At 65.3% G+C, this 22,712-nt stretch carries 26 protein-coding genes; 14 read left to right on the forward strand and 12 right to left on the reverse strand.

Annotated features, from left to right (window positions below):
* The first annotated feature begins 139 nt into the window (after positions 1-139).
* The 6 genes from RN01_RS34260 (at position 140) to RN01_RS06505 (ending at position 2,831) form a co-directional block, all read left to right on the forward strand.
* Positions 140-313 (forward strand): hypothetical protein, encoded by a 174-nt coding sequence (locus RN01_RS34260; protein ID WP_017513169.1) that lies wholly within the window; start codon positions 140-142, stop codon positions 311-313.
* An 18-nt stretch (positions 314-331) separates the two neighbouring features.
* A complete protein-coding gene (gene speD / locus RN01_RS06490) occupies positions 332-718 on the forward strand; it encodes an adenosylmethionine decarboxylase (protein ID WP_011517887.1) in 387 nt (128 codons plus the stop codon).
* Between the two features lie 66 nt (positions 719-784).
* Positions 785-1,219 carry a Cd(II)/Pb(II)-responsive transcriptional regulator gene (locus RN01_RS06495; RefSeq protein ID WP_008646161.1) on the forward strand — a complete coding sequence of 145 codons (435 nt, stop codon included), beginning with the start codon at positions 785-787 and terminating at the stop codon, positions 1,217-1,219.
* Positions 1,220-1,397: 178 nt separating this feature from the next.
* Entirely contained in the window at positions 1,398-1,535 is a 138-nt protein-coding gene (locus RN01_RS34265) for a hypothetical protein (RefSeq protein WP_008646160.1), read from the forward strand.
* Between the two features lie 222 nt (positions 1,536-1,757).
* Complete coding sequence (rnk, locus tag RN01_RS06500; RefSeq protein WP_011517885.1) at positions 1,758-2,195, forward strand: nucleoside diphosphate kinase regulator; 438 nt, start codon at positions 1,758-1,760, stop codon at positions 2,193-2,195.
* A 288-nt stretch (positions 2,196-2,483) separates the two neighbouring features.
* Entirely contained in the window at positions 2,484-2,831 is a 348-nt protein-coding gene (locus tag RN01_RS06505) for a hypothetical protein (protein ID WP_017513171.1), read from the forward strand.
* Positions 2,832-2,983: 152 nt separating this feature from the next.
* Here the strand turns inward: RN01_RS06505 and RN01_RS06510 are convergent, their stop codons facing one another.
* From RN01_RS06510 to gcl, 6 genes are all read right to left on the reverse strand, one after another.
* Positions 2,984-3,877 carry a neutral zinc metallopeptidase gene (locus RN01_RS06510; protein ID WP_024569550.1) on the reverse strand — a complete coding sequence of 298 codons (894 nt, stop codon included), beginning with the start codon at positions 3,875-3,877 and terminating at the stop codon, positions 2,984-2,986.
* Positions 3,878-4,174: 297 nt separating this feature from the next.
* Positions 4,175-5,641, reverse strand: coding sequence for a pyruvate kinase (gene pyk, locus RN01_RS06515; RefSeq protein WP_008646154.1), 1,467 nt, complete (start codon positions 5,639-5,641; stop codon positions 4,175-4,177).
* Between the two features lie 38 nt (positions 5,642-5,679).
* Entirely contained in the window at positions 5,680-7,011 is a 1,332-nt protein-coding gene (locus tag RN01_RS06520) for a glycerate kinase (RefSeq protein ID WP_017510784.1), read from the reverse strand.
* An 88-nt stretch (positions 7,012-7,099) separates the two neighbouring features.
* Entirely contained in the window at positions 7,100-8,023 is a 924-nt protein-coding gene (gene glxR, locus RN01_RS06525; protein ID WP_011517881.1) for a 2-hydroxy-3-oxopropionate reductase, read from the reverse strand.
* Between the two features lie 54 nt (positions 8,024-8,077).
* Positions 8,078-8,857, reverse strand: coding sequence for a hydroxypyruvate isomerase (gene hyi / locus RN01_RS06530; RefSeq protein ID WP_008646150.1), 780 nt, complete (start codon positions 8,855-8,857; stop codon positions 8,078-8,080).
* A gap of 93 nt (positions 8,858-8,950) precedes the next feature.
* Entirely contained in the window at positions 8,951-10,741 is a 1,791-nt protein-coding gene (gcl, locus tag RN01_RS06535) for a glyoxylate carboligase (protein ID WP_008646149.1), read from the reverse strand.
* 284 nt (positions 10,742-11,025) lie between these two features.
* Between gcl and RN01_RS06540 the strand changes: the two genes are divergently transcribed.
* Both RN01_RS06540 and RN01_RS06545 read left to right on the forward strand, forming a co-directional pair.
* Positions 11,026-11,709, forward strand: a complete 684-nt coding sequence (locus RN01_RS06540) for a hypothetical protein (protein WP_017510785.1) — start codon at positions 11,026-11,028, stop codon at positions 11,707-11,709.
* A 131-nt stretch (positions 11,710-11,840) separates the two neighbouring features.
* Entirely contained in the window at positions 11,841-12,752 is a 912-nt protein-coding gene (locus tag RN01_RS06545) for a LysR family transcriptional regulator (protein ID WP_008646147.1), read from the forward strand.
* A gap of 239 nt (positions 12,753-12,991) precedes the next feature.
* Here RN01_RS06545 and RN01_RS06550 read toward each other — a convergent pair whose 3' ends face one another.
* Both RN01_RS06550 and RN01_RS06555 read right to left on the reverse strand, forming a co-directional pair.
* A complete protein-coding gene (locus tag RN01_RS06550; protein ID WP_008646146.1) occupies positions 12,992-13,684 on the reverse strand; it encodes a GntR family transcriptional regulator in 693 nt (230 codons plus the stop codon).
* A gap of 52 nt (positions 13,685-13,736) precedes the next feature.
* Positions 13,737-15,140 (reverse strand): C4-dicarboxylate transporter DctA, encoded by a 1,404-nt coding sequence (locus tag RN01_RS06555; protein WP_017510786.1) that lies wholly within the window; start codon positions 15,138-15,140, stop codon positions 13,737-13,739.
* A gap of 406 nt (positions 15,141-15,546) precedes the next feature.
* Here RN01_RS06555 and RN01_RS06560 point away from each other — a divergent pair, with 406 nt between their 5' ends.
* Positions 15,547-16,803: an allantoate amidohydrolase gene (locus RN01_RS06560; protein WP_008646144.1), complete on the forward strand. Its 1,257-nt coding sequence runs from the start codon at positions 15,547-15,549 to the stop codon at positions 16,801-16,803.
* 62 nt (positions 16,804-16,865) lie between these two features.
* Complete coding sequence (locus tag RN01_RS06565) at positions 16,866-18,116, forward strand: M20/M25/M40 family metallo-hydrolase (protein ID WP_017510787.1); 1,251 nt, start codon at positions 16,866-16,868, stop codon at positions 18,114-18,116.
* Between the two features lie 78 nt (positions 18,117-18,194).
* Here the strand turns inward: RN01_RS06565 and RN01_RS06570 are convergent, their stop codons facing one another.
* Complete coding sequence (locus RN01_RS06570; protein WP_017510788.1) at positions 18,195-18,719, reverse strand: MarR family winged helix-turn-helix transcriptional regulator; 525 nt, start codon at positions 18,717-18,719, stop codon at positions 18,195-18,197.
* Positions 18,720-18,778: 59 nt separating this feature from the next.
* Here RN01_RS06570 and RN01_RS06575 point away from each other — a divergent pair, with 59 nt between their 5' ends.
* The 3 genes from RN01_RS06575 to RN01_RS06585 all read left to right on the forward strand — a co-directional run bounded on the left by RN01_RS06575 (position 18,779) and on the right by RN01_RS06585 (position 20,376).
* Positions 18,779-19,237 carry a carboxymuconolactone decarboxylase family protein gene (locus tag RN01_RS06575; protein WP_024569547.1) on the forward strand — a complete coding sequence of 153 codons (459 nt, stop codon included), beginning with the start codon at positions 18,779-18,781 and terminating at the stop codon, positions 19,235-19,237.
* A complete protein-coding gene (locus RN01_RS06580) occupies positions 19,234-19,683 on the forward strand; it encodes a GNAT family N-acetyltransferase (protein ID WP_024569546.1) in 450 nt (149 codons plus the stop codon). The genes RN01_RS06575 and RN01_RS06580 overlap by 4 nt, the downstream gene beginning before the upstream one ends.
* Positions 19,684-19,755: 72 nt before the next feature.
* Entirely contained in the window at positions 19,756-20,376 is a 621-nt protein-coding gene (locus RN01_RS06585) for an FMN-dependent NADH-azoreductase (RefSeq protein WP_024569545.1), read from the forward strand.
* A gap of 36 nt (positions 20,377-20,412) precedes the next feature.
* Here RN01_RS06585 and RN01_RS06590 read toward each other — a convergent pair whose 3' ends face one another.
* Complete coding sequence (locus RN01_RS06590) at positions 20,413-21,033, reverse strand: GNAT family N-acetyltransferase (protein WP_017510792.1); 621 nt, start codon at positions 21,031-21,033, stop codon at positions 20,413-20,415.
* Positions 21,034-21,175: 142 nt separating this feature from the next.
* Here RN01_RS06590 and arsC point away from each other — a divergent pair, with 142 nt between their 5' ends.
* Positions 21,176-21,535 carry an arsenate reductase (glutaredoxin) gene (arsC, locus tag RN01_RS06595; RefSeq protein ID WP_017510793.1) on the forward strand — a complete coding sequence of 120 codons (360 nt, stop codon included), beginning with the start codon at positions 21,176-21,178 and terminating at the stop codon, positions 21,533-21,535.
* Between the two features lie 91 nt (positions 21,536-21,626).
* Here arsC and RN01_RS06600 read toward each other — a convergent pair whose 3' ends face one another.
* Together RN01_RS06600 and RN01_RS06605 are read right to left on the reverse strand one after the other, a co-directional pair.
* Complete coding sequence (locus RN01_RS06600) at positions 21,627-21,857, reverse strand: hypothetical protein (RefSeq protein ID WP_008646132.1); 231 nt, start codon at positions 21,855-21,857, stop codon at positions 21,627-21,629.
* Between the two features lie 207 nt (positions 21,858-22,064).
* A complete protein-coding gene (locus tag RN01_RS06605; protein ID WP_017510794.1) occupies positions 22,065-22,712 on the reverse strand; it encodes an exonuclease in 648 nt (215 codons plus the stop codon).

Raw genomic sequence — 22,712 nt, forward strand, 5'->3', positions numbered from 1 at the left:
GTTGGGGCTGCTGACCCTGCCGATCTCGTTCTTCGGCGGTGCCGGAATGGCCGGGCTTCTGCTGGGCACGGTGTTGCTCTGGCTGCCGATCTGGACCGTGCAGGCGTTTTCGGGGCATATCGGGGGAGGGGACTGAGCTGTGCGCTTTTTGTTTCTTGTCTACGGATTGATCGTGCTGTTCGGTGTCACGTTCTACACGCTGGGGTCGGCGGGCAGTACGTCCGGTGGATCGTCGTCGGCTCGCGGCTGGAGTGGCTCCGGCGGATACGGCGGCTCGGGCGGCGGCTGGTCTTCGGGCGCCGGTCACAAGTAGTCCGGTGAGACGATCGCCATGAATGCACCGACGCTTGCCTGCCCACCGGTTCTCGGCCGCCACCTGCTGCTCGACATGCAGGGCGTGACCGCTGCGCGGCTCACCGATGCCGTGCTGATCGAGCGCGTGCTTTACGATGCCGCCCGGGTGTCTGGCGCCACGCCGGTCGATGCGCGGTTCCAGCATTTCGGCCCCGGCCTCGGTGTCACGGGCGTGCTGCTGCTCAAGGAGTCGCACATCAGCATCCATACCTGGCCGGAATATGGTTTCGCGGCTGTGGATATCTTCATGTGCGGTGCGGCGCAGCCCCACCGGGGTATCGAAGCCATCGTGGCCGAACTGGCGCCGGCGCAATGGCATGTGCGCGATGCAGCGCGTGGCCCCGCCTCTGCAGGTTCAGCCTGATTGGGCTACACTTCTGCGGTAACCCTGTAATTACTACAGGGATCTGGCATCGTGGAGGCACTGACCATGCGTATCGGCGAACTGTCCCGCCACAGTGGCTGCGACATCGAGACCATCCGCTATTACGAACGTGAAGGGCTGCTGGACGCACCGCAGCGCGAGGACAACGGCTATCGCCGCTATGGCGACGGGCACCTCGTCCAGCTCAACTTCGTGCGCCACTGCCGCTCGCTGGGCATGAGCCTGGCCGACGTGCGCAAGCTGCGCGACTTCCAGCGCAATCCGTCACTCGCGTGCGACGACATCAATACGCTGTTGGACCGCCAGATCGAGCAGATCCACGCCCAGCGTGTTTCGCTGGAAGCGCTGGAAGGTCAGTTGCGCACGCTGCGCCATACCTGCGAGAACCCAAATCCGCATCCGGCCAGCGAGTGCGGCATCCTGCAGAACCTGCAGCAGGCAGCCGAGGGCGCGGCCTGCGAGTGCCACCCACGACACTAGGGTGCAGCGGGACGGCATCGTCACGCCGATCTCGCAACATCTCGCAATAAGGCGGGTGGCAAGCCGAAACATGGGCATTCCGCCCCCACGCTTCGATTCGGACCGTTGCCCGCTGGCTGTGCTACGATGGCCGCTGGTCGCTTCGGTGACTTACCTGTAACTCAGAGATTTCCCAACGATGTCCCGTCATCTACTGCTCGCCGTCTCCGTCATGGTTCGCTTCCAGCGACCGGCGCGCGCGCGCGTGATGCCGGCGCCCATCGACGCCAGCCGCTGGATCAACGCCCCGCTTGATCCAGCCCGGTTCCCGGCCTAACCGATCCCCTTCCTGAACCAGCAGAAGGCCCGGCGCCGAACCGGGCCCGAGCCAGCACGTACCCCCGCATTCACACGCAGCACCAGGCCTCGCCAGTTGCCGCGTGATCCGGTGCCGAACTAGTTGCTGCATTCGCTGCATTACCAAGCTGTGTCCGTCCGGCGCGCGTGAAGTTGCGCCGGCCAATCGATTCTGGATTTCACTTCCGTGAGAGGCATTGCCATGGCCAAGACCAAAAACACGACCGCCGCGCCGTCGCGCCCGGCAACCCTTTACCTGACCGAACTCGACGTCACGCGCCTCGAGGGAATCGCCAGCCGTGCCGGCACCGCCGAACTCGACGAGATGCTGGATGCACTACTGGAGCGCGCGGCCATTGTGTCGCCCGACGCGATCCCGAAGGACGTCGTGACGATGAATTCACGTGTGGTTTGTGCGCTCGAAGGCGAGGCCAAGCCGCGTGACTGGACCCTGGTGTACCCGGACGATGCCGATCTGGCCACTGGCCGGTTATCGGTGCTGTCGCCGATTGGCCAGGCACTGCTGGGCGCCCGCTCCGGGGACACGGTCGACTACCGCCTGCCCGACGGCCGCGCGCAACGCGTGACCATCGTGGAGATCGCGTTCCAGCCCGAGGCCAGCGGCCAGTTCACGCTTTGATCCTTCCCCCGGCCAGCTACCCACCGTGCGCCCGAAGCGGCGCGCGCGGGTAGCCGCGCCGCCTGGCAGTACCGAACGGTATGCACCGTTCGGTCAGGCAATCCCTTCCGTTCATCCAGATCTTCAGCGTTTCACGGCGTGCAACGCACCATTCGTCGCAGCGCTATTTCTCCTGGTTCGTTGAGCCACTAACCTTCAGTCCGTGCTCGATCGCCACAGAGATGGCGTATCCGGGCAGAAGTCAGCTGTATCCATAAGAAAGTTGTGAATCAGTTGAAGGAGTCCCAGATGAACGCCAAACGTATCCTTGGCGGCGCATTCGTGCTGGCTGCATTTGCCGCCTCGGCCGCGATAGCCGCTCCCGCCGCCACCAAGAAGGCCGGCAAATTCGATGTCTATGCGGACGCCGCCCGAGTGGGCAAGTTCGATGTGTATTCCGACGGCGCGAAGATCGGCAAGTACGACTTCTATACCGACGGACAACGCGCCAGCAAGTTCGACCCGTATAGCGAAGGCACCCGCCAGGGCAAGTTCGATAGCTTCAGCGAAGGCGCCCACGCATTCAGCGGCGAGATCTCCGCTTCGTCGCTCGACAACTCGCGCAACGGCGGCGAGCTCTACGGCTACAGCGTCTGACGCATCCGGTCCTCATGGACCGTGGCGGCCACTCCGGTGGCCGCCAGCTCAAAGGTTTCTCTCCCACCTGCGCGACCGACCTCCTCCATCTCTCTCCGTCGCGCAGGTGATTTTTCCCCCTCGGCAGTGTCTGCAGTCCTTCCCGAAGTGATCTAGAGTTGCCGCGCGGCAAATGTGTCGCACTTGCGGATATCGCCGGTCGTCAGTCCCTGACGCAGCCAGCGCACACGCTGCTCGCTCGTGCCATGCGTGAAGGCTTCAGGCACCACGTAGCCCTGTGACTGACGCTGCAGCCGGTCGTCGCCGATTGCGGCGGCAGCCTTCAGGCCTTGCTCGATATCGCCGGGTTCCAGCAACTGCTGGTTCAGCTTCTGCGCGTTGGCAGCCCACACGCCTGCCAGGCAATCGGCCTGCAATTCCATGCGTACCGAAAGCTGGTTGGCCTGCGCCTCGTTCATGCGGCGACGTGCCGCATCCACCTTTTCCGAGACGCCGAGCAGATTCTGCACATGGTGGCCGATCTCATGCGCGATCACATATGCCTGCGCGAAATCACCACCGGCGCCGAAGCGCTGACGCAGTTCGTCATAGAAGGACAGGTCGATATAGACCTTCTGGTCACCCGGGCAATAGAACGGACCCATGGCGGACTGGCCAGTACCGCAGGCGGTTTGCGTGGCGCCGGAGAACAGCACCAGTTTCGGTGGCGCGTAACGGCGGTTCAGGTCGGTTTCGAAGATGTGTTCCCACGTGCGCTCGGTGTTGCCGAGCACCTTGCGGGTGAAAACCGTCAGCTGGTCGTTGGCGGGCGGGCGATGTGCCTGGGACTGCGGTGCCTGTTGCTGCTGGTTCTGGACGACCGATGCGCCCTGGAAAATCAGCGAGGGGTCGATGCCGAAGAAATATGAAGCGGCCAGCGCAATGACGATCGTGCCGATACCGATCGACTTGCCGCCGATCGGCAGTCCGAACCCTCCGCCTCCGCCGTAGCCACCGCCGCGGCGATCTTCTACGTTCTGGCTTTCGGCTTCGTCATCGAGACGCATGGGGGCTCCGTCGGGTCATGTATGGCGGCAGCCGCGCTTCGGCTGCCCGATGCCGGTGGAGTATAGCAACGGCACCTGACGCCCAGCGCACCGTTCAGAATTCGTTACCTCGAAAAAGGGAAGCCGCCCGCGCACCAGGCGACAAGCGGGCTGATAAGGGCGTGGGCGGCCGGCGAGCAGGGGGTCAGCCTGGTAGCCAAAGGGAAATCCTGCGTAGCCGGCAATGTGCTTCGCCCGCCTGCTCCCCCGACCCCTTTCCCACGTGACGTAAGCGGGATGGGGGAGCGATTCAGCGCATCAAACCGCCTCGGCAGCCGGCACCTTGCCGATGTCCAGCCCGGCCACTTCCGTACCCACCTCTGCCACGCGCAGCAGGTTGGTCGTGCCGCCCTGGCCAAATGGCATCCCGGCCGCGATGGTGATCTGGTCGCCCGGTGCGGCATAGCCTTCCACCAGCGCGGCGCGCGCGGCAGCCTCGACCATTTCGTCGACGCTCTGCACGTCCGGGCTGACAGTCGAATGCACCCCCCAGGTGATGGCCAGCCGACGCGCGATCTCCAGGTTCGGCGTGATGCTGACGATCGGCGCGCATGGCCGCTCACGTGCCGCGCGCAGCGCGGTGGCGCCGGACGACGTGTACGTCACCGTGGCCTTCGCGCCGATGATCTGCGTGACCTCGCGCAGCGCGGCGCAGATTGCGTCCTGGCGCGTGGAGAGCGGTGCCTCGTGCTGGGCGTCGATCATGTTGCGGTAGAGCGGATCGTTCTCGACCTCGGTGATGATGCGATTCATGATCGAGACAGCGGCCACCGGATGACGGCCATTGGCCGATTCGGCCGACAGCATCACGGCATCGGCGCCGTCATAGATCGCACTCGCCACGTCTGACGCTTCGGCGCGCGTCGGCACTGGCGAGTCGATCATCGACTCGAGCATCTGCGTGGCGATCACGATCGGCTTGCCGAGCTGGCGGCAGATGCGCAGGATGCGCTTCTGCACACCCGGCACGCGCTCGGGCGGCAGTTCCACGCCGAGGTCACCACGCGCGACCATCACTGCATCCGACACCCGTACGATTTCCTCAAGCTGCTGCAACGCGGCTGGCTTCTCGATCTTCGACAGCACGCCGGCACGCGTGCCGATCAGTTCGCGCGCTTCGAGGATGTCCGACGGGCGCTGCACGAACGACAGCGCAATCCAGTCGGCGCCAAGTTCCAGTGCGAAGGCCAGGTCCTTGCGATCCTTTTCGGTCAGCGCGGGGATCGGGATCACTGCGTCGGGCACGTTCACGCCCTTGCGGTCGGACAGCGTGCCATTGTTGGCCACGCGCGTGGTGATGCTGCCGCTGGCCACCGATTCGATGTTCAGGCGTACCTTGCCGTCGTCGATCAGCAGCGACTGGCCCGCGTTGGCGGCCTTGAACAGTTCGGGGTGGGGCAGGTAGACGCGCTTCGCATCGCCCGGCGTCGGGTCGCTGTCGAGGACGAACGTGTCGCCGGCGCTCACGGCCACCTTGCCGGCCGCGAACGTGCCGATGCGCAGTTTCGGGCCCTGCAGGTCGGCCAGGATCGCGATCGGACGGCCGGTCTCAGCTTCCACCTGACGCACGGCGTCATAGCGCGCGCGGTGGTCCTCGTGCGTGCCGTGGCTGAAGTTCAGCCGGAACACGTCGGCCCCGGCATCGAACAGTTGGCGGATGACCGCGATGTCCGTGCTGGCCGGGCCCAGTGTGGCCACGATCTTGGCTTTGCGCTGGCGTCTCATGAGTGTCTCCTCTCTTCCTCGTTCCTTGCAGGGCGCGATCAGATGATCAGGATCGCGCGGAAATCGTTCACGTTGGTACGGGTCGGGCCGGTGACAATCAGGTCGTCGATGCCGGCGAAGAATCCATACCCGTCGTTGTTGTCCAGATGCGCGCGGGCAGACAGGCCGCGTGCCACGGCGCGCGTCAGCGAATCGGGGCCAAGCAGCGCGCCGGCATTGTCTTCGGAGCCGTCGATGCCATCCGTGTCACAAGCGATCGCGTGCACGCCGGGCAGGCCGTCGAGCGACACCGCCAGCGACAGCAGGAACTCGGCATTGCGACCGCCACGGCCATTGCCTCGCACCGTCACCGTCGTCTCGCCGCCGGACAGGATCACGCACGGCTTCTCGAACGGCTGGCCATGCGCGACGATCTGGCGCGCGATCGCCGCGTGGACTTCGGCCACGTCGCGTGCTTCGCCTTCGATGCTGTCGGACAGGATGTGCGCGGTCAGGCCGAGTTCGCGTGCGCGTGCGGCGGCCGCTTCGAGCGACTGTTGGGCGCTTGCCAGCGTCACGTTGCGATGACCTTCGAAACGGGCGTCGCCGGGCTTCGGCGTTTCACCCGCGCCGCTCTCCAGATGCGCGCGCACGTTGGCGGGCACATCGATGTTGTACTTGGCGATGACCGCGAGCGCATCCGCGCAAGTGGTGGCGTCCGGCAGCGTTGGGCCGCTGGCGATCAGGGTGGGGTCATCGCCCGGAATATCGGAAATCAGCAACGTCTCGACACGCGCGGGTGCGCAGGCCAGAGCCAGGCGGCCACCCTTGAGCGCGGACAGGTGCTTGCGCACGCAGTTCATCTCGCCGATGCTCGCGCCGCTGCGCAGCAGCGCCTTGTTCACGGCCTGCTTGTCCGCCAGCGTGATGCCCGGCGCGGGTGCCGCGAGCAGGGCGGAGCCGCCACCGGAGATCAGGCACAGCACGAGGTCGTCGGCGGTCAGTCCCTGCACCAGTTCCACCATGCGCTGCGCGGCCTGCTGGCCCGCGGCGTCAGGCACCGGGTGCGCGGCCTCGACGACTTCGATGCGCTGGCAATCGGCGCCATGGCCATAGCGCGTGACCACCAGCCCCGACAGTTCGCCCTTCCAGTTCGCCTCTACTGCCTGCGCCATCGCGGCGGCGGCCTTGCCCGCGCCGATCACAACGGTGCGTCCCTTCGGCGGTTGTGGCAAATGCGGCGGCAGGCAATGCGTCGCGCTCACGGCCGAGACGGCCGTATCGAACAGATCGCGCAGCAGCGCGCGGGCTTGAGAAGCGTCGCGATAGTCGGGCGTGCCGGCCTGGCGCTGCGGCGACAGCAGGGCGGCGGTGGCGTCGGTGGCAAACATGTGGGTCCTGAAATGAAACGCAAGCAGAAAAACAAGGACAACAATCGACGCGGCCGCCCGCCGTCAGGCAGGGCGGCCGCGGGAGGGCTTACTTCGCGCCCTTGGCGATCTCGTGGTTCGACATGATTTCGATCGCGCGGCACAGTGCCGAGTGATCGAGCTTGCCGAAGCCGTTCGCGGCGCACGCGTTGAACAGCTCCTGAGCGGTCGACGTGTTCGGCAGCGATACGCCCAGCGCCTTGGCGCCTTGCAGCGCCAGGTTCAGGTCCTTCTGGTGCAGTTCGATGCGGAAGCCCGGATCGAAGGTGCGCTTGACCATGCGCTCGCCATGCACTTCCAGGATGCGCGAAGCCGCGAAGCCACCCATCAGCGCCTGACGCACCTTTGCCGGATCGGCACCAGCCTTCGACGCGAACAGCAGCGCTTCGGACACGGCCTGGATGTTCAACGCCACGATGATCTGGTTGGCCACCTTGGTGGTTTGGCCGTCGCCGTTGCCGCCCACCAGCGTGATGTTCTTGCCCATCAGTTCGAACAGCGGCTTGACCTGATCGAACGCTTCCGCCGGGCCACCGACCATGATCGTCAGCGTTGCGGCCTTGGCGCCCACTTCACCACCCGACACCGGTGCGTCAAGGTACGAGGCGCCGAGCTTGTTGATGCGCGCGGCGAAGTCCTTCGTGGCGATCGGCGAGATCGAGCTCATGTCCACGACGATCTTGCTGTAGCTGGCTTCCTTGCCGGCTGCCTTGAAGGCGGCGGCAACACCCTTTTCGCCGAACAGCACGGCTTCGACGTGCGGGGTGTCCGGCACCATCACGATCACGATGTCGGCACGCTTGGCCACTTCCTCGGCGCTGGTGCAGACGGTGACGCCTGCGTCCACCAGGAACTGCGGTGCCGGGTTCACGTCATGCACGAACAGCGTGTGGCCAGCGGCGCGCAGGTGACCCGCCATCGGCGCGCCCATGATGCCCAGGCCGATAAAGCCGACGTTGCGTTGGTTTGCCATGTTTGTCTCCAGTCAGTAGAAAGAATTCGATTCGGATTTCAGCGGAACGCCGGCTCAAACGCCGTGCGCCGCGCGCCAGCCCAGGCCGGCTTCGGTGGTGGTCTTCGGCTTGTATTCGCAGCCGATCCAGCCCTGGTAGCCGATCTCGTCGAGGAAGCGGAATAGGTACTGGTAATTGATCTCGCCGGTGCCGGGCTCGTTGCGGCCGGGGTTGTCGGCAAGCTGCACGTGCTTGATCTTCGGCAGGTTGGCGCGGATCGTATTGGCGATCTCGCCCTCCATGCGCTGCATGTGATAGATGTCGTACTGCACGTAGAGGTTGGGCGCGTTGACCTGACCAATCAGGTCGATCGCCTGCTGCGTGCGCGACAGGAAGAAGCCGGGGATGTCGAACGTGTTGATCGGTTCGACCAGCAGATCGATATGTTCCTGCGCCAGCGCATTGGCCGCGAAACGCAGGTTTTCCACCAGCGTTTCCTGCGCCTGTTCGCGCTTCACGTTCTGCGGCAGGATGCCGACCAGGCAGTTCAACTGGCGCACGCCCAGTACCTTCGCGTACTTGATGGCTTCGCCCACGCCGTCCTGGAATTCGCCCACGCGGTCCGGGTGGCAGGCGATACCGCGTTCACCCGCTTCCCACTTTCCGGCGGGCAGGTTGTGCAGCACGAGGTCGAGCTGGAAGCGGTTCAGGCGATCGGCGATCTGGTCGGCGTGAAACGCGTACGGAAACAGGAACTCCACGCCACGGAATCCGGCGCGGGCGGCGGCCTCGAAGCGGTCCAGGAAGCCGACTTCATTAAACAGCATCGTCAGGTTTGCTGCGAGCTTTGGCATTGTTTGTCTCTCTCGGTGTCTGGGAAAAACCGCCACACCCACCCCGGTGGAGCGGGGCAGGGTGGCGTACTACGGGGAAGCGGTACTCAGTACTCAGGCCGTGGTCTCTTCGACCAGGATCGCCGAATCGGCGTCCACGGCATCCTCGAGGTCCTCGATCGGCTCGAACTCGTTGATGTTGTCGATCTCGGTACCCATCGCGATGTTGGTGACGCGCTCGAGGATCACCTCGACCACTACCGGTACCGAGAACTCGGCCATCAGGTCGCGCGCTTCGGCAAAGGCCGGTGCGATGTCTTCGGGCTTGAACACGCGGATTGCCTTGCAGCCGAGACCTTCCACGACCTTCACGTGGTCCACGCCATAGCCTTCCAGCTCGGGCGCGTTGATGTTGTCGAACGCGAGCTGCACGCAGTAGTCCATCTCGAAGTTGCGCTGCGCCTGACGGATCAGGCCCAGGTACGAGTTGTTCACCACCACGTGGATGTACGGCACCTTGAATTGCGCGGCCACGGCCAGTTCCTCGATCATGAACTGGAAGTCGTAGTCACCCGAGATCGCCACGATGTCCGAGTTCGGCGAGGCGGTCTTCACGCCGATGGCGGCGGGAATGGTCCAGCCCAGCGGGCCTGCCTGGCCGCAGTTGATCCAGTGGCGCGGCTGGTTCACGGACAGGAACTGCGCGGCGGCGATCTGCGACAGGCCGATCGTCGTCACGTAGCGCACGTCGCGCGGGAAGTACTGGTTCATCTCGCGGTACACGCGCTGCGGCTTGACCGGCACGTTGTCGAAGTCGCTCTTGCGCTTCATCGTGCGGCGGCGCTTCTGCACGTCGGCCACCCACGCCTTGCGGCACGGCAGGCGGCCGGCCATCTTCATTTCGCGGGCCACTTCGACGAACTGTTCCAGTGCGGCCTTGGCGTCCGAGACGATGCCGAGGTCAGGGCCGAACACGCGACCGATCTGCGTGGGCTCGATGTCGACGTGCACGAACTTGCGGCCCTTGGTGTAGACGTCGACGCTGCCGGTGTGACGGTTGGCCCAGCGGTTGCCGATGCCCATCACGAAGTCCGAGGCGAGCAGCGTGGCGTTGCCGTAACGGTGCGAGGTCTGCAGGCCCACCATGCCGGCTTGCAGCGGGTGGTCGTCGGCCAGCACGCCCCAGCCCATCAGCGTGGGCACCACGGGCACATTGACCAGCTCGGCGAACTCGACCAGCAGTTCCGACGCGTTGGCGTTGATCACGCCGCCGCCGCAGACGATCAGCGGACGCTCGGCCTGGTTCAGCATCGAGATGGCCTTCTCGATCTGGGCGCGCGAGGCGGCCGGCTTGTACGGTTGCAGCGGTTGGTACGTTTCGGGATCGAATTCGATCTCGGCCACCTGCACGTCGAACGGCAGGTCGATCAGCACCGGACCCGGGCGGCCCGAACGCATCAGGTGGAACGCCTGCTGGAACACCTGCGGCACCAGCGCCGGCTCACGCACGGTCACGGCCCACTTGGTCACCGGCTTGGCGATCGACTCGATATCGACGGCCTGGAAATCTTCCTTGTACAGACGGGCGCGCGGCGCCTGGCCGGTGATGCAGAGAATGGGGATCGAATCCGCCCAGGCCGAGTACAGGCCCGTGATCATGTCCGTGCCGGCGGGGCCCGACGTGCCGATGCAGAGGCCGATGTTGCCCGGCTCGGCACGGGTGTAGCCCTCGGCCATGTGCGAGGCGCCTTCCACGTGGCGCGCCAGCAGGTGGCGGATCGAGCCGGCACGGCGCATGGCCGAGTAGAACGGGTTGATGGCGGCGCCGGGCACGCCGAACGCGGTGGTGATGCCTTCCTTTTCCAGTACGGCGATGGCCGCGTCGACTGCTCTCATCTTCGGCATGTCTGTCTCCAATACGATTCAAAACAATGGGTGGGATTTGTTCTGGGTCTGATGCTATGCCCGCACCGGCCTGTGGATAAACAGAAGGGAGATCAGTTGATTCGATACTTGCGGTTAGTAATGCCGCAGCATCGAGCGTCGAATGTGAGCGATGCAGTATGTGTTCGAGACCTTCGCCGGATCCCCCATGGCGAGGGGTTCGGCGCAATCTGGTGCCGTCGCGGGCTTTCGGTCGCGCCGCCATCGGGCCAAAATGACAGGTTTGGAATCGCCCTTGCTCTGTCATGTACTCGCGGCTGCCGACCACCTACGAATTGATTGAAGCGCTCCAGGCCTCTCCGCAGGCCGGACCGGCCGCCGAGAGCCGTCTGGCCACGGTGTTGTGGGCCGGCTTTGTCCTGGCGCTGGTACCGATGCTGGTCGCCGGCGGCGCGCTGGTGTGGTGGCACCGGGTGCTTGCGCAGGTGCCGCCGGCGTGGCTTCCGCAGGCTTTTCACGTGCTGCTGGCCGTTTGCGGGGTGTTCTACGTCGGCGCATGGGTGATCAGGCTGCTTGATCGCCGTGCTGCGTTGCAGCATCCGCTTCGCTGGCTGACGCGTCGGCTCGATACCCAAAGCGAGGTCGAGAACGCGCTGCTGTTACGCCTTGGCCGCATTCCTGCGCTCCAGCTCCGCGCCCGCCAGCGTCGCGTGGTGCTGCAGGCACGGCTCTGGGACGCCAGCGCCCGCACCATGGCGCTGGTCCTGGCCATCGGGCCCGCCGCAGTGATCCTGGCCGACGGTGTGGCGGTCATGGCACCCGGCGGCGTCCCGGCGCTCGTGGCGATCTACGGCGCAGTGTTGGTGGCTGGATGCGCCCTGGCGTTGTTCGCCCAGTTGCAATGCAGCGCCCCGCTGCGCCGGCTGGCCCACGTGCTGGGTGAAGCGGCGGAAATCAACGAGGCCGTGAACCGGCAGCGTCAGCCGTAGCGGTCGTCCAGTGCCGGGCTTCCGGGGCGTGACGATCGGTGGGCCGGATGGGCGTCATAGCGCCCCGGGGATGCGCGATATGGCTCCAATGCCTCACAATGTGCCGGCAGGAGACATTTAGCTGGGCTGGCATGGACAAACTCAAACAGATCGAAGCATTCATCGCCGTGGTCGAACACGGCAGCATGGCCGCCGCCGCGCTGACGCAGAACGTCACGCCGGTCATGATCGGCCGGCGCATCAACGCGCTGGAGGCACGCATCGGCGTCAAGCTGCTGCATCGCTCCACGCGCCGCATTGTGGTGACCGAGCAGGGCGCCGCGTTCATGGAGCAGTGCAAGAAGGCGCTGGCCGACCTGGACCGCGCCGAGATGCTGATTGCCGAAGGCAAGCACAAGGCCACCGGTCACCTGATCGTGTCGGCACCGGCCGCATTCGGGCGCAAGCACGTGGCGCCGCACGCGCCGGCCTTTCTCGCCGCCAATCCCGAGGTGCAGATTTCATTCAACCTGACCGACCGCGTGGTGGATCTGGTGCGCGAGGGCTATGACGTCGGCATCCGCATCGGGGGCGCGATCGACCCGAACTTCGTGGCGATCAAGCTGGCGACCAACAAGCGCGTTGTATGCGGCACGCCCGCGTACTTTGCCAGGCACGGCGTGCCGCACACGCTCGAGGATCTGGAGAAGCACAACTGCCTCGCGTTCAACCTGCAAGGCGGGCAGCAGCGTGGCTGGTACTTCCAGCAAAACGGTAAGACCGTGACGGTGCGCGTGAACGGCAATCTCGACTGCAACGACGGCGAGCTATTGCATCGCTGGACTGGCGAGAGCCTGGGACTGGGCTGGCGTTCGACGTGGGAGATCCTGCCGCAACTGGAAAGTGGGGAGTTGATCACGGTACTCGACGAGTACGCGCTGCCGGATTACGACATCCTCGCGGTGTACCCTCAGCAGCGGCCGGTGCCGGCCAAGATCCGCTTCTTCATCGAGCACTTGAAACAGGCGTTTGCAAAGCCGGGGTATTGGAGCGGCAGGGTCTGAGGGGTTTGAAGCGTTGGCGCTCCGGCGCTCTGGCGCCGTCAGCGCGGAACCAGGTCCGCAAAACTGGATCCCCAAAAGAAAAAGCCCGCAGCCATTGCGGTCTGCGGGCGGTCCTTCTTGCGAAGGACGGGGAGAGCTCATGAAGTGCGCCCCCGCAACTCCATGGCGAGGTGAATATTGCGCCTCTCCCGCTTCTTCGTCCTTGACTCCGATCAAGCCTATCGCATTCGCTCCGAACGTCAGGCCAGCAACGCGGCCACCAGGTCCTTGCCACGTGCTGCCGCCGGTACTTCCTCGAAGTGCAGAGCGGCCTCCACATGCGCCAGATGCTCGACCATCAGCTTCACGGCAAGTTCGGCATCGCCCGCGCGCGCGGCGTCGATAAAGGCGCGGTGCTCGTCCGATGAACACGTCGCATCGCGGCGGCTCTGGTAGAGCATCGTGATCACGGCGCTGCGCATCGACAGTTCGCGCATGATGCCGGTCATCACGCTGTTGCCCACCACCTCGGCCAGCACGATATGGAAATCGCCCAGCAGCCGGGTACGCGTCTGGGCATCATTGCCGCCCAGCGACTTGCGTTCGGCGGTCAGGTGTTTCTCGATGCGCTTGTAGTCGGCAGGCGTGGCCTTGGCGACGAACTCGCGCGCCAGTGCCGCCTCCAGGATGCGCCGCACCGTGAACACCTCGCGTGCTTCTTCCGCGCTGGGCTTGGCCACGAACGCGCCCTTGTCCGGCACGATCTGGATGACCTTGTCCTTGGACAGCATCAGCAGCGCGGCGCGAACCTTGGTGCGGCTGACACGATAGACGCTGGCCAGCGCCTCCTCGCGCAGCTTGGTGCCGGGCGGCAGGCGGTGCGAGACGATGGCGGCGACGATATCGTCGGCAATCGCCTCGGCGGTCATGTCTGGATCGATATGCTCGGGCATGGTGTCGCGCGTCGCCTGGCAGGCCAGCGCGGAGAGTGGGATGTGCGTGATTCTAGCGCCCCGAGGCCACCCCCGGCAGCGGCGTCGGTACCGGGACTTCCCCGGAGCCATGCTCATGCACCGTCAGCCCTTCCTCCAGCTCACCTGCCGGGATCGTGCCATTGAGCACGCCGTGGGCCCGTTCGCGGTCGATGTCGCGCTCCCAGGCGGCCACCACCACCGTGGCTACGCAGTTGCCAATCAGGTTGCCCACCGCGCGGGCGATGCCGATAAACCAGTCCACCGACAGCACCAGCACCAGGCCGATGGCGGGGATCGCCGGATGGGCGGAGAGTGTCGCGGCCAGGATCACGATCGCTGAACCGGGAATGCCGTGCGCGCCCTTCGACGTGACCAGTGCCACGGCCAGGATGCCGAGCAGGTCGCCCAGCGCCAGCGGCGTGTTGGTGGCCTGCGCGATGAACACCGCGGCAAGCGTCAGGTAGATCGAGAATGCATCGAGGTTGAATGAGTAGCCGGTGGGAATCACCAGGCCGACCACCGACTTGCGGATGCCCATGTACTCGAGCTTCTTCATCACCTGCGGCAGCACGCTGTCGGACGACGCTGTGCCCAGCACCACCAGCAACTCGGCACGCAGGTAGCGAATCAGCTTCAGCACCGAGAAGCCGCACAGCCGCATGATCAGCCCCAGCACGCCGACCACGAAGATCACCACCGCGCCGTAGAACAGGATCACCAGGAACCCGAGTTGCTTGAGCGAGCCGATGCCGTACTTGCCCACGGTGAACGCCACCGCGCCCAGCACGCCCAGCGGCGCCAGCTTGATGATGAAGCCCATCATCTTGAACAGCGTGTGCGAGAACGTGTCGATCAGCCTGACCAGCGGCCGGCCGGATTCGCCCACGACGGACAGCGCGCAGCCGAACAGGATCGAGACCAGCAGCACCTGTAGTACGTCTCCACTGGAGAACGCGCCCATGATCGTGTTCGGAATCAGCTTGAGCAGGAAATCGACCATGCCCGCGCTCTTCACCTTGTCGGCGGATTCGATGTAGGCCGACATGGCTGAGATATCCAGCGAACGCGGATTCACATTCATGCCGGTGCCCGGATGGAACACGTAGGCCAGCACCACGCCCAGCGCCAGCGCGATGGTCGTGACCACCTCGAAATAGACCACGGCCTTGATGCCGACGCGCCCGACCTTCTTCAGCTCACCGGCGCCGCAGATGCCAGCCACGACCACGCAGAACACGATGGGGCCGATCAGCATCTTGATCAGCTTGATGAAGGCATCGCCCAGCGGCTTGAGCTTGGCGGCGAACTCGGGAAAGAACAGCCCGAGCAGGGTGCCGATCACCAGCGCGATCAGCACCTGACCGAACAGGGAGCGGGTGAATCGGGTGTGCAGGCGTGCACCAGCGGCGCGCTGCGAGGGTACGGCTTGCTGCATTGTTGTCTCCGTGCCGGGCGCGGTCCAGATGAGACGTCTTTGCGTCGCTGGCCGGCCCTGATCTGATTCAGGACTACCTGCCGTCACATGGCGCGGGAGAGCGGATGCGCGGCGGGCCTGGCATCACCACGGGAAATCGGCCCGAGAGCCATATCCCGCGCGGAAAGCCCCCCTGTTGAGGCGGAATCCACGCAATCCACTTGTCCGGACCGGATTGTCCGCAGCGGATTGTTGGTGCGTGGAGGCCAATATAGTGCATATCATTTTTGTATGCAATTTTTGAATTCACTGTGCTAACATGAATCGCACAGAATAGAGCTACGGCACCGGGCGCCCGCCTTGACTGGCCCTCCCGCCAGGATTTCCTCGACCGAGCTCACGCACCACCAGCAGGAGAGACACACACATGGCAGCAACCCCTACGCCGTTGTCCGCTGAAACCGGCACGCGCATCATGACCTGGGCCGACGCCCTGGCCGTTCATACCGATCAGCCCGGCATCCTTACCCGCACCTATCTGACCGAGGCCCATCACGGCGCCGCCGCGCTGCTGACCGAATGGATGGAAGCCGCGGGCATGACCGTGCGCCGCGACGCAGCCGGCAACGTGATCGGCCGCTATGAAGGCACGACGCCAAACGCTCCGGCGTTGCTGACGGGTTCCCACTTCGACACCGTGCGCGACGCCGGTCGCTACGACGGCAACCTCGGCGTGATCCTGCCGATCGCCTGTGTGGCCGAGTGGAACCGCCAGGGCAAGCGCTTTCCGTTTGCGCTCGAAGTGGTCGGGTTTGCCGAGGAAGAGGGCGTGCGCTTCAAGGCCACGCTGTTGGGCAGCCGCGCCATCGCGGGCACGTTCGATACCAATGTGCTCGACAACGTCGATGACTCGGGCAAGACCATGCGCGAAGTGATGCGCGCGGCCGGGTTCGATGCCGGGCAACTGCCCGCCGCGAAGCACGATCGCAGCCAGGTGCTGGCCTTCATCGAGGTTCACATCGAGCAAGGTCCGGTGCTGCTGAACGAAGGCCTGCCCGTGGGCGTGGTTACCGCCATCTCCGGCGCCACGCGCTTCATCGTCGAACTGGAAGGCCTGGCCGGCCATGCCGGCACGGTGCCGATGGATATGCGCCGCGACGCCGCGATGGCCGGCGCGGAGATCGGCCTATTCATCGAGAAGCGCTGCGGCGGCAAGCCGGGCCTGGTTGGCACGGTCGGCCAGTTCAACGTGCCGAACGGTGCCACCAACGTGGTTCCGGGTCGCGCGGTGTTTTCCATCGATATCCGCGCTGGCGATGACGCCGAGCGCGAGGCCGCCGTCAACGACGTGCTGGCCGAAATCGAACGTGTTTGCGCGCGCCGCAACGTGCGCTCGCAGATCCGCAAGACGCACGAAGCCGCCAGCGTTCCGTGCGCGCCGTGGCTGCAGTCCCAATGGGCCGCGGCAGTGGAGCGCCAGGGCGTGCCCGTGCGTCACCTGCCCTCCGGCGCGGGCCATGACGCCATGGCCATTGCCGCCATCGCCGATGTGGCCATGCTGTTCGTTCGCTGCGGCAACGGCGGCATCAGCCATCACCCCACCGAAACCATGACGTCGGAAGACGCCCAGACGGCCGCGCGTGTGTTCGCCGATTTCGTCGAGCACTTCCATCGCCCCCAATAAGCGCCGCCATCGGCGTCGCCCCGAAAACTCCAGAGATAACGAAGATGACCGCACGAGACAACATGAATCCCGTTGAAACCACGCTGACGCAATATATCGACCAACACCGCCCGCAACAGGAAGCGTTCCTGGCCGGGCTGGTCAAGGTGCCGTCGGACAACCCCCCCGGCGATTGCGACGCCCATGGCAAGCGCGCCAAGGAACTGCTCGAAGGGCTGGGATTCAAGGTCGAGGCCCACAAGGTGCCCGAAGACAAGGTCCGTGCAGCCGGCATGATCAGCGCGACCAACCTGTTGGTGCGCAAGACGTTCGGCAACGGTGGACCGACCATCGCGATGAACGCCCACGGTGACGTGGTGCCTCCGGGCCTGGGCTGGACCAAGGACCCGTACGGCGGCGAGATCGCAGACAGCGAACATGGCCCGGTGATGTTCGGCCGTGGCGTGGCCGTGTCGAAGTCGGACTTCGCCACCTACGCCTACGCTGTGCTGGCGCTTCAGGAAGCCGAGAAGCAGGGCGCGAAGCTGAACGGCACCGTCGAACTGCAGTTCACCTATGACGAGGAAACCGGTGGCGACATCGGTCCGAAGTTCCTGCTCGACGAAGGCCTGACCAAGCCCGACTACGCAATCTCGGCCGGCTTCTCGTACGGCATTACGTCGGCCCACAACGGCTGCCTGCACGTGGAAGTCACGGTCAAGGGCAAGCAGGGCCACGCCGCCATGCCGCACACTGGCGTGGACGCGATTGAGGCTGCCACGCACATCCTGCAGGCGATCTACGGCCTGCGGGCCGAACTGGCCACGCGCAAGAGCAAGGTGCTCGGCATCGACACCGCCACGCTGAACGTCGGCCTGATCAAGGGTGGCATCAACACCAACGTGGTGCCTGACCTGGTCACGTTCCGCGTTGACCGCCGCATGATTCCGGAAGAGATCGGTTTCGACGCCGAAGGCGAGCTCCGCGCCGTCGTGGAGAAGGCCGCCAAGGAGCGTCCGGGCATCGAGGTGAAGGTAGAGCGCATCATCCTGGCCGAACCGCTGTCGGAACTGCCGGGCGTGGAGAAGCTGATCGGTGCCCTGAAGCAACGCGCCGAGTCGGTCTTCGGCGTGGAGATCCCGGTGCAGGGCGTGCCGCTCTACACCGACGCGCGCCACTACACTAGCCGTGGCATCCCGACCGTGCTGTACGGCGCCGGCCCGCGCACGCTGATGGAAGCCCGCGGCCACAACTCGGACGAGAACCTGCGTCTGAACGACCTGAACCGTGCCACCAAGGTCGTGGCGCTGGCACTGTCGGACCTGATGGCCTGAACAAGACGCGCCCCCGCGAACTGTAGTACCCCTTGGTTGTGATGATGGCCCGCGAGACACTCGTCCGCGGGCCTTTTTTCATTCGGCGGCGGCGTCGTCCGGCACGGCCAGGCTTACCAGCCATCGCCGCACGATCTGCTCTTCCTCGGCGGTGAGCCCGGCGCGCAGTCGCTTGTCGGCTTCCCGCGCGCGTACCTTGCACTCGGCCAGCAACGTCTGCCCGCTCTCCGTCAGCGCGATCGTCTGGATGCGGCCGTGCACCGGATGAGGCTGACGCACGATCGCGCCCATCTTCTCCAGGTTGTTCATGATCACGCTGACCGTCTGCGGGGTCAGCATCGCCAGCCGCGCGACGTCGGCACCGGAAATGCCGGGGTAGGCGCCGAGCATCGTCAGTACGAAGAACTGCGGCAGGGTCACGCCAAGATCGGCCAGCAGGCGTTCCATGTTCAGGCGATTGGCCGCGCTGGCCTGCCGCAGCAGGTACGCCAGATAGCCGCTCTCGCCGCGCTTGCCTTCACCGGGTGCGGGAATCCGCGCCGCTTCCTCCGCGTCCGCCTTCTTCCCTTTGTTTTTCCCTTTGGATGACAGGGTCTTTCCCATAATGTCAGAGCTCTTACATTAATCTTCGAACTCTGACATCTTATCGCAAGGAACCAGTCATGGATTTCCAGACCTTCACGAAATCGGCGCCCGACGTCTACGCGGCGCTGAGCGGTGTGAGCAAGGCGGTGGAAGCGGCAGGGATGGACAAAGCGCTGACGGAGCTGCTCAAGCTGCGCGTCTCGCAGATCAACGGCTGCGCGTTCTGCCTGCAGTTCCATCTGAACATTGCGCGCAAACTCGATATCGACCCGCGCAAGTTCGACCTGCTGGCGGGCTGGCGCGACGCGGGCATCTACACAGCGCGTGAAGCCGCGGCGCTGGGCTGGGCCGAGGCGCTGACGTCCATGAACGATCCCGCCGCGCGAGATGCGGCCTTCGCCACCGCGCGGACGGTGTTCAGCGAGCAGGAACTGATGCTGCTGGCGGCCGCGATTGCGTCGATCAATGCCTGGAACCGCATTGCGGTCGGCCTGCATTTCGCGCCGCCGCCGGCCGCGCCCGGGGGCCGGCCATGAACGGCGGCACCGTGGAGCGGATCGAGATCCGCGGCATCGATACGCCCGACGACGTGGCTGCGGCGTTTCCCTTGATGCGCCAGTTGCGCCCGCATCTGCAGGACGCGAACGAGCTGGTCACGCGTTGGCAGCGGCAGACCGGCGACGGCTACCGTCTGGTCGGCCTGTGGGACGACGGCCAGTTGGTGGCGCTGGCTGGCTACCGGTACGCGGAAAACCTCGTCTACGGGTCGTACTGCTATGTCGACGATCTGGTCACTGACGTCGCCACGCGCAGCGGTGGGTACGGCCAGATGCTGATGGACTGGCTGAAGACAGAAGCGCACGCGCAGGGATGCGCGCGGCTGGTGCTGGACACGCCGCTCGACAATGTGCTCGGCCACCGCTTCTACTACCGCAACGGCCTGCTGGCCCGGGCGCTACGGTTCAACTACGTGTTCGACTGAGTGAGTCGATCACCGGCGCCGAATTCATGGGCGAACTGGGCCGAGTTCATCGGCCGACCATACCTCCCAGACATGACCACATTGCTACACCTGAACGTCAGCCCGCGCGGCGAACGATCACACAGCCGGCGGGCTGGGTCCGTCGTACGCGAACGGCTGGCGGCGCGTCGCGGACCGCTGATCGTAATCGAACGCGATCTCGGTGCCGAGCCGCTGCCGCCCATCGACGCGGCGTTCACCGACGCGAATCTTGCCGTGGCGGCCGGCGGTGACGAGCAGGCCCCAGCGCTGAAGCTCTCCGAGCGCCTGATTGCGGAGCTCGAGTCTGCGGACATGGTGCTGATCACCACGCCGATCCACAATTTCACGGTGCCGGCCACGCTCAAGACGTGGATCGACCTGGTCGTGCGGCCGGGGCGGACCTTCCGGAGCACGCCGCAAGGCAAGCAGGGCCTGCTGCGAGACCGTCCGGTGCTGGCCCTGGTGGCCTGCGGTGGCGCGTTCCATGACAGACCCGGCAGTCAGCAGGATTTCTTCACGCCGTACCTGAAGTACGTGCTGGGGACGATTGGCCTGTCGCGCGTCGAGGTTCTGCGCATGGAGAACATGAATCGCGGCTCCGACCCGGTGGCGCGCAGCTTTGACCACCTTCGCGCCTGGTGCGAAGCCGCCGTGCCCGCGATGGTGGACTGATGTGGACTGACGCCGCAAAGGCGACCGGTCAGTCAATCAGTTGGGGATCGTCGCGTCTCCGACGCCAAGCGGGCGCTGCATCAGCAGGGTGTCGATCCACTGACCGTGCTTGAGACCGACCGATTCCAGCCGCCCGACGGTACGGAATCCCAGCCGCTCGTGCACGGCCACGGAACCGGCGCCCTCGCCGGATGCGGTCAGCGCCACCACGGCCACCATCTGACGCCACGGCCCGGTCTCGCAGCGCGTGATCAGTTCGGCCAGCAGCGCGCGGCCCAGCCCTTCGCCGGTATGGCGATGGTCGATATAGATCGAATCCTCGATGGCGTAGCGGTAGGCGCTGCGAGCGCGATAACTCGACGCATAGGCATAGCCAAGGATCTCGCCATCGCGTTCGGCGACGATATACGGCAGGCCCTTCTTGAGGACCTCGCCGAACCGGTGCCGCATCTCGTCGACGGTCGGCGCCACTTCCTCGAACGAGGCGCGGCCGTGTTGCACGTGGTGGGCGTAGATGGCGTGGATCGCCGGGACGTCGTCAGTGGTGGCGTCGCGCAGCCGGTAAGGCTTGCGCGCGATGGTGGGGAGGGCGGACACGTTGGATTCCGAAGGAGACTCTGAGGGGTCAATCTGCCATGGCACGTCGTCGCTGGCCATGGTTCAGCGATAGGCCGGGTCTCGCATGATGCGTGCCAGCCAGCAATCGTTGCCTGGCCGTTGCCTGGCCGTTGCCGCGTGCGGTTGTATATAGTGCGGGTAGTTCAACACAGACTGCCGGAACAGGCCGAAGGAAGCCGTCATGATCACGATCTACCATAACCCCCGCTGCTCGAAGTCGCGCGAAACGCTCGCGCTGGTCGAATCGGCAGCGCAGCGCCTGGGCGAACCGGTGGAGATCGTGGAATACCTCAAGACACCGCCGTCGCTCGCCACGCTGCGCCAGCTCCACACGATGCTGGGCCTGCCGGTGCGCGCCATGATCCGCGATGGCGAAAGCGCCTACAAGGAGCTGGATCTTGCCGATCCCGGCCTGACCGACGCCGAACTGCTGGCCGCCGTGGCCGACAACCCGATTCTGTTGCAGCGACCGGTGGTGGTCCGCAACCGCCGCGCGGCGATCGGGCGTCCGCCCGAGAACGTGGCCCAACTGCTGGGTTGAGCGCCAGTTTTCCACCCCTGAAATAGAACCGGCCCCCACCAGAGGTGGAGGCCGGCCGGTCAGACAGGGATTGTGCTTCAGACGGGGCCGTTCAATTGACGCCCAGCCAGTGCATGACCTCCTGACCGAAAGAGATTCCTGCCAGGACGACCAACAGCACGACCGCCGTGACCGCGCTCACGTAGATCGTCGCCTGGGCGACTTCCGCATCTTCCGTGACGGAATGGTAGTGCGTGACGATATCGGTATGCGCACCAGGACGGTGCGGCCAGTGCAACCGGCCGGAAAGATCCTTGAGATGAAGATCGGGATGGAATCGCATGGCCACACCTCCTCGGCGCACCGTCAGGGATCGCTGGCGGACACAGGCGCCGCGAACGCTCACGCCACCTCACGCCACCAATTGCACGCTTCTACTATAGGTGACGTTTGCCATGCTATCGATGCGGCACGGATCAAACAGGTGTTGGTTGCCGCACCAAGGCGGTGCGCCTGTTTGGCCTCAAATGCACCGAAAGCGATCCAACATTCACACTGCGGGTTTGGGATCGCTTTCCGATGTGTCCGCCGCCGGGGGCAGGGCAGCCAGGGCGGCTTCCCGCGCGCGCAGTTCGGTCAGCATGTTGCAGAACAGCGCCCCTTGCTCGAGCGCGTCGTCGAGCGCCACGTGCGTATGGGGCAGCGGATCGTGCCAATGGGCGGGAAAGGCCGCCTTGACCGCTTTACGGTAGGGCAGCCCGGTCAGCGCGAAGCCGACGGTCTTGATGTCGAGCGCGGCCCAGCCGAAGGGTGACCGGCCTACGAACCGCATCATGTACCAGAACACCCATGTGAAATCGAAGCCGGCTGGGAACGCGACGAACACCGGCTTGCCGGGCAGGCTTTCGACCCATTCGACGTAATGCGGCATGGCGTCCTCGGGGCGTTGCAGGTCACGCCGGCACGCCGCCCAGGCTTCGGGCTGCGTCTTCCACCATTGCATCTGTACAGGATGACCGGCCGCGCCGGGCAAGGTCTCCAGGTTCGCGGAGAACGTGCCGACAACAGTCTTGTCTGCCAGCATCGCCACCGATGCGAAAGACAGCATCGAGTGTGGGCCCGGGATCGGGCCGTCGGCCTCCACGTCGGTACTGACGTAGATCTCGGGACGCGTGTCCGGCGCCTGTTTTTTCGCCAT

It is taken from the genome of Cupriavidus sp. SHE (genome assembly GCF_000812445.1).
GTDB lineage: Bacteria > Pseudomonadota > Gammaproteobacteria > Burkholderiales > Burkholderiaceae > Cupriavidus > Cupriavidus metallidurans.

Excerpts from the sequence above, each read along its gene's own strand:
- speD (WP_011517887.1), top strand. The coding sequence starts at position 332 with ATGAATGCACCGACGCTTGCCTGCCCACCGGTTCTCGGCCGCCACCTG.
- RN01_RS06495 (WP_008646161.1), top strand. The coding sequence starts at position 785 with ATGCGTATCGGCGAACTGTCCCGCCACAGTGGCTGCGACATCGAGACC.
- RN01_RS34265 (WP_008646160.1), top strand. The coding sequence starts at position 1,398 with ATGTCCCGTCATCTACTGCTCGCCGTCTCCGTCATGGTTCGCTTCCAG.
- rnk (WP_011517885.1), top strand. The coding sequence starts at position 1,758 with ATGGCCAAGACCAAAAACACGACCGCCGCGCCGTCGCGCCCGGCAACC.
- RN01_RS06505 (WP_017513171.1), top strand. The coding sequence starts at position 2,484 with ATGAACGCCAAACGTATCCTTGGCGGCGCATTCGTGCTGGCTGCATTT.
- RN01_RS06510 (WP_024569550.1), bottom strand. The coding sequence starts at position 3,877 with ATGCGTCTCGATGACGAAGCCGAAAGCCAGAACGTAGAAGATCGCCGC.
- pyk (WP_008646154.1), bottom strand. The coding sequence starts at position 5,641 with ATGAGACGCCAGCGCAAAGCCAAGATCGTGGCCACACTGGGCCCGGCC.
- RN01_RS06520 (WP_017510784.1), bottom strand. The coding sequence starts at position 7,011 with ATGTTTGCCACCGACGCCACCGCCGCCCTGCTGTCGCCGCAGCGCCAG.
- glxR (WP_011517881.1), bottom strand. The coding sequence starts at position 8,023 with ATGGCAAACCAACGCAACGTCGGCTTTATCGGCCTGGGCATCATGGGC.
- hyi (WP_008646150.1), bottom strand. The coding sequence starts at position 8,857 with ATGCCAAAGCTCGCAGCAAACCTGACGATGCTGTTTAATGAAGTCGGC.
- gcl (WP_008646149.1), bottom strand. The coding sequence starts at position 10,741 with ATGCCGAAGATGAGAGCAGTCGACGCGGCCATCGCCGTACTGGAAAAG.
- RN01_RS06540 (WP_017510785.1), top strand. The coding sequence starts at position 11,026 with ATGTACTCGCGGCTGCCGACCACCTACGAATTGATTGAAGCGCTCCAG.
- RN01_RS06545 (WP_008646147.1), top strand. The coding sequence starts at position 11,841 with ATGGACAAACTCAAACAGATCGAAGCATTCATCGCCGTGGTCGAACAC.
- RN01_RS06550 (WP_008646146.1), bottom strand. The coding sequence starts at position 13,684 with ATGCCCGAGCATATCGATCCAGACATGACCGCCGAGGCGATTGCCGAC.
- RN01_RS06555 (WP_017510786.1), bottom strand. The coding sequence starts at position 15,140 with ATGCAGCAAGCCGTACCCTCGCAGCGCGCCGCTGGTGCACGCCTGCAC.
- RN01_RS06560 (WP_008646144.1), top strand. The coding sequence starts at position 15,547 with ATGGCAGCAACCCCTACGCCGTTGTCCGCTGAAACCGGCACGCGCATC.
- RN01_RS06565 (WP_017510787.1), top strand. The coding sequence starts at position 16,866 with ATGAATCCCGTTGAAACCACGCTGACGCAATATATCGACCAACACCGC.
- RN01_RS06570 (WP_017510788.1), bottom strand. The coding sequence starts at position 18,719 with ATGGGAAAGACCCTGTCATCCAAAGGGAAAAACAAAGGGAAGAAGGCG.
- RN01_RS06575 (WP_024569547.1), top strand. The coding sequence starts at position 18,779 with ATGGATTTCCAGACCTTCACGAAATCGGCGCCCGACGTCTACGCGGCG.
- RN01_RS06580 (WP_024569546.1), top strand. The coding sequence starts at position 19,234 with ATGAACGGCGGCACCGTGGAGCGGATCGAGATCCGCGGCATCGATACG.
- RN01_RS06585 (WP_024569545.1), top strand. The coding sequence starts at position 19,756 with ATGACCACATTGCTACACCTGAACGTCAGCCCGCGCGGCGAACGATCA.
- RN01_RS06590 (WP_017510792.1), bottom strand. The coding sequence starts at position 21,033 with ATGGCCAGCGACGACGTGCCATGGCAGATTGACCCCTCAGAGTCTCCT.
- arsC (WP_017510793.1), top strand. The coding sequence starts at position 21,176 with ATGATCACGATCTACCATAACCCCCGCTGCTCGAAGTCGCGCGAAACG.
- RN01_RS06600 (WP_008646132.1), bottom strand. The coding sequence starts at position 21,857 with ATGCGATTCCATCCCGATCTTCATCTCAAGGATCTTTCCGGCCGGTTG.
- RN01_RS06605 (WP_017510794.1), bottom strand. The coding sequence starts at position 22,712 with ATGGCGAAAAAACAGGCGCCGGACACGCGTCCCGAGATCTACGTCAGT.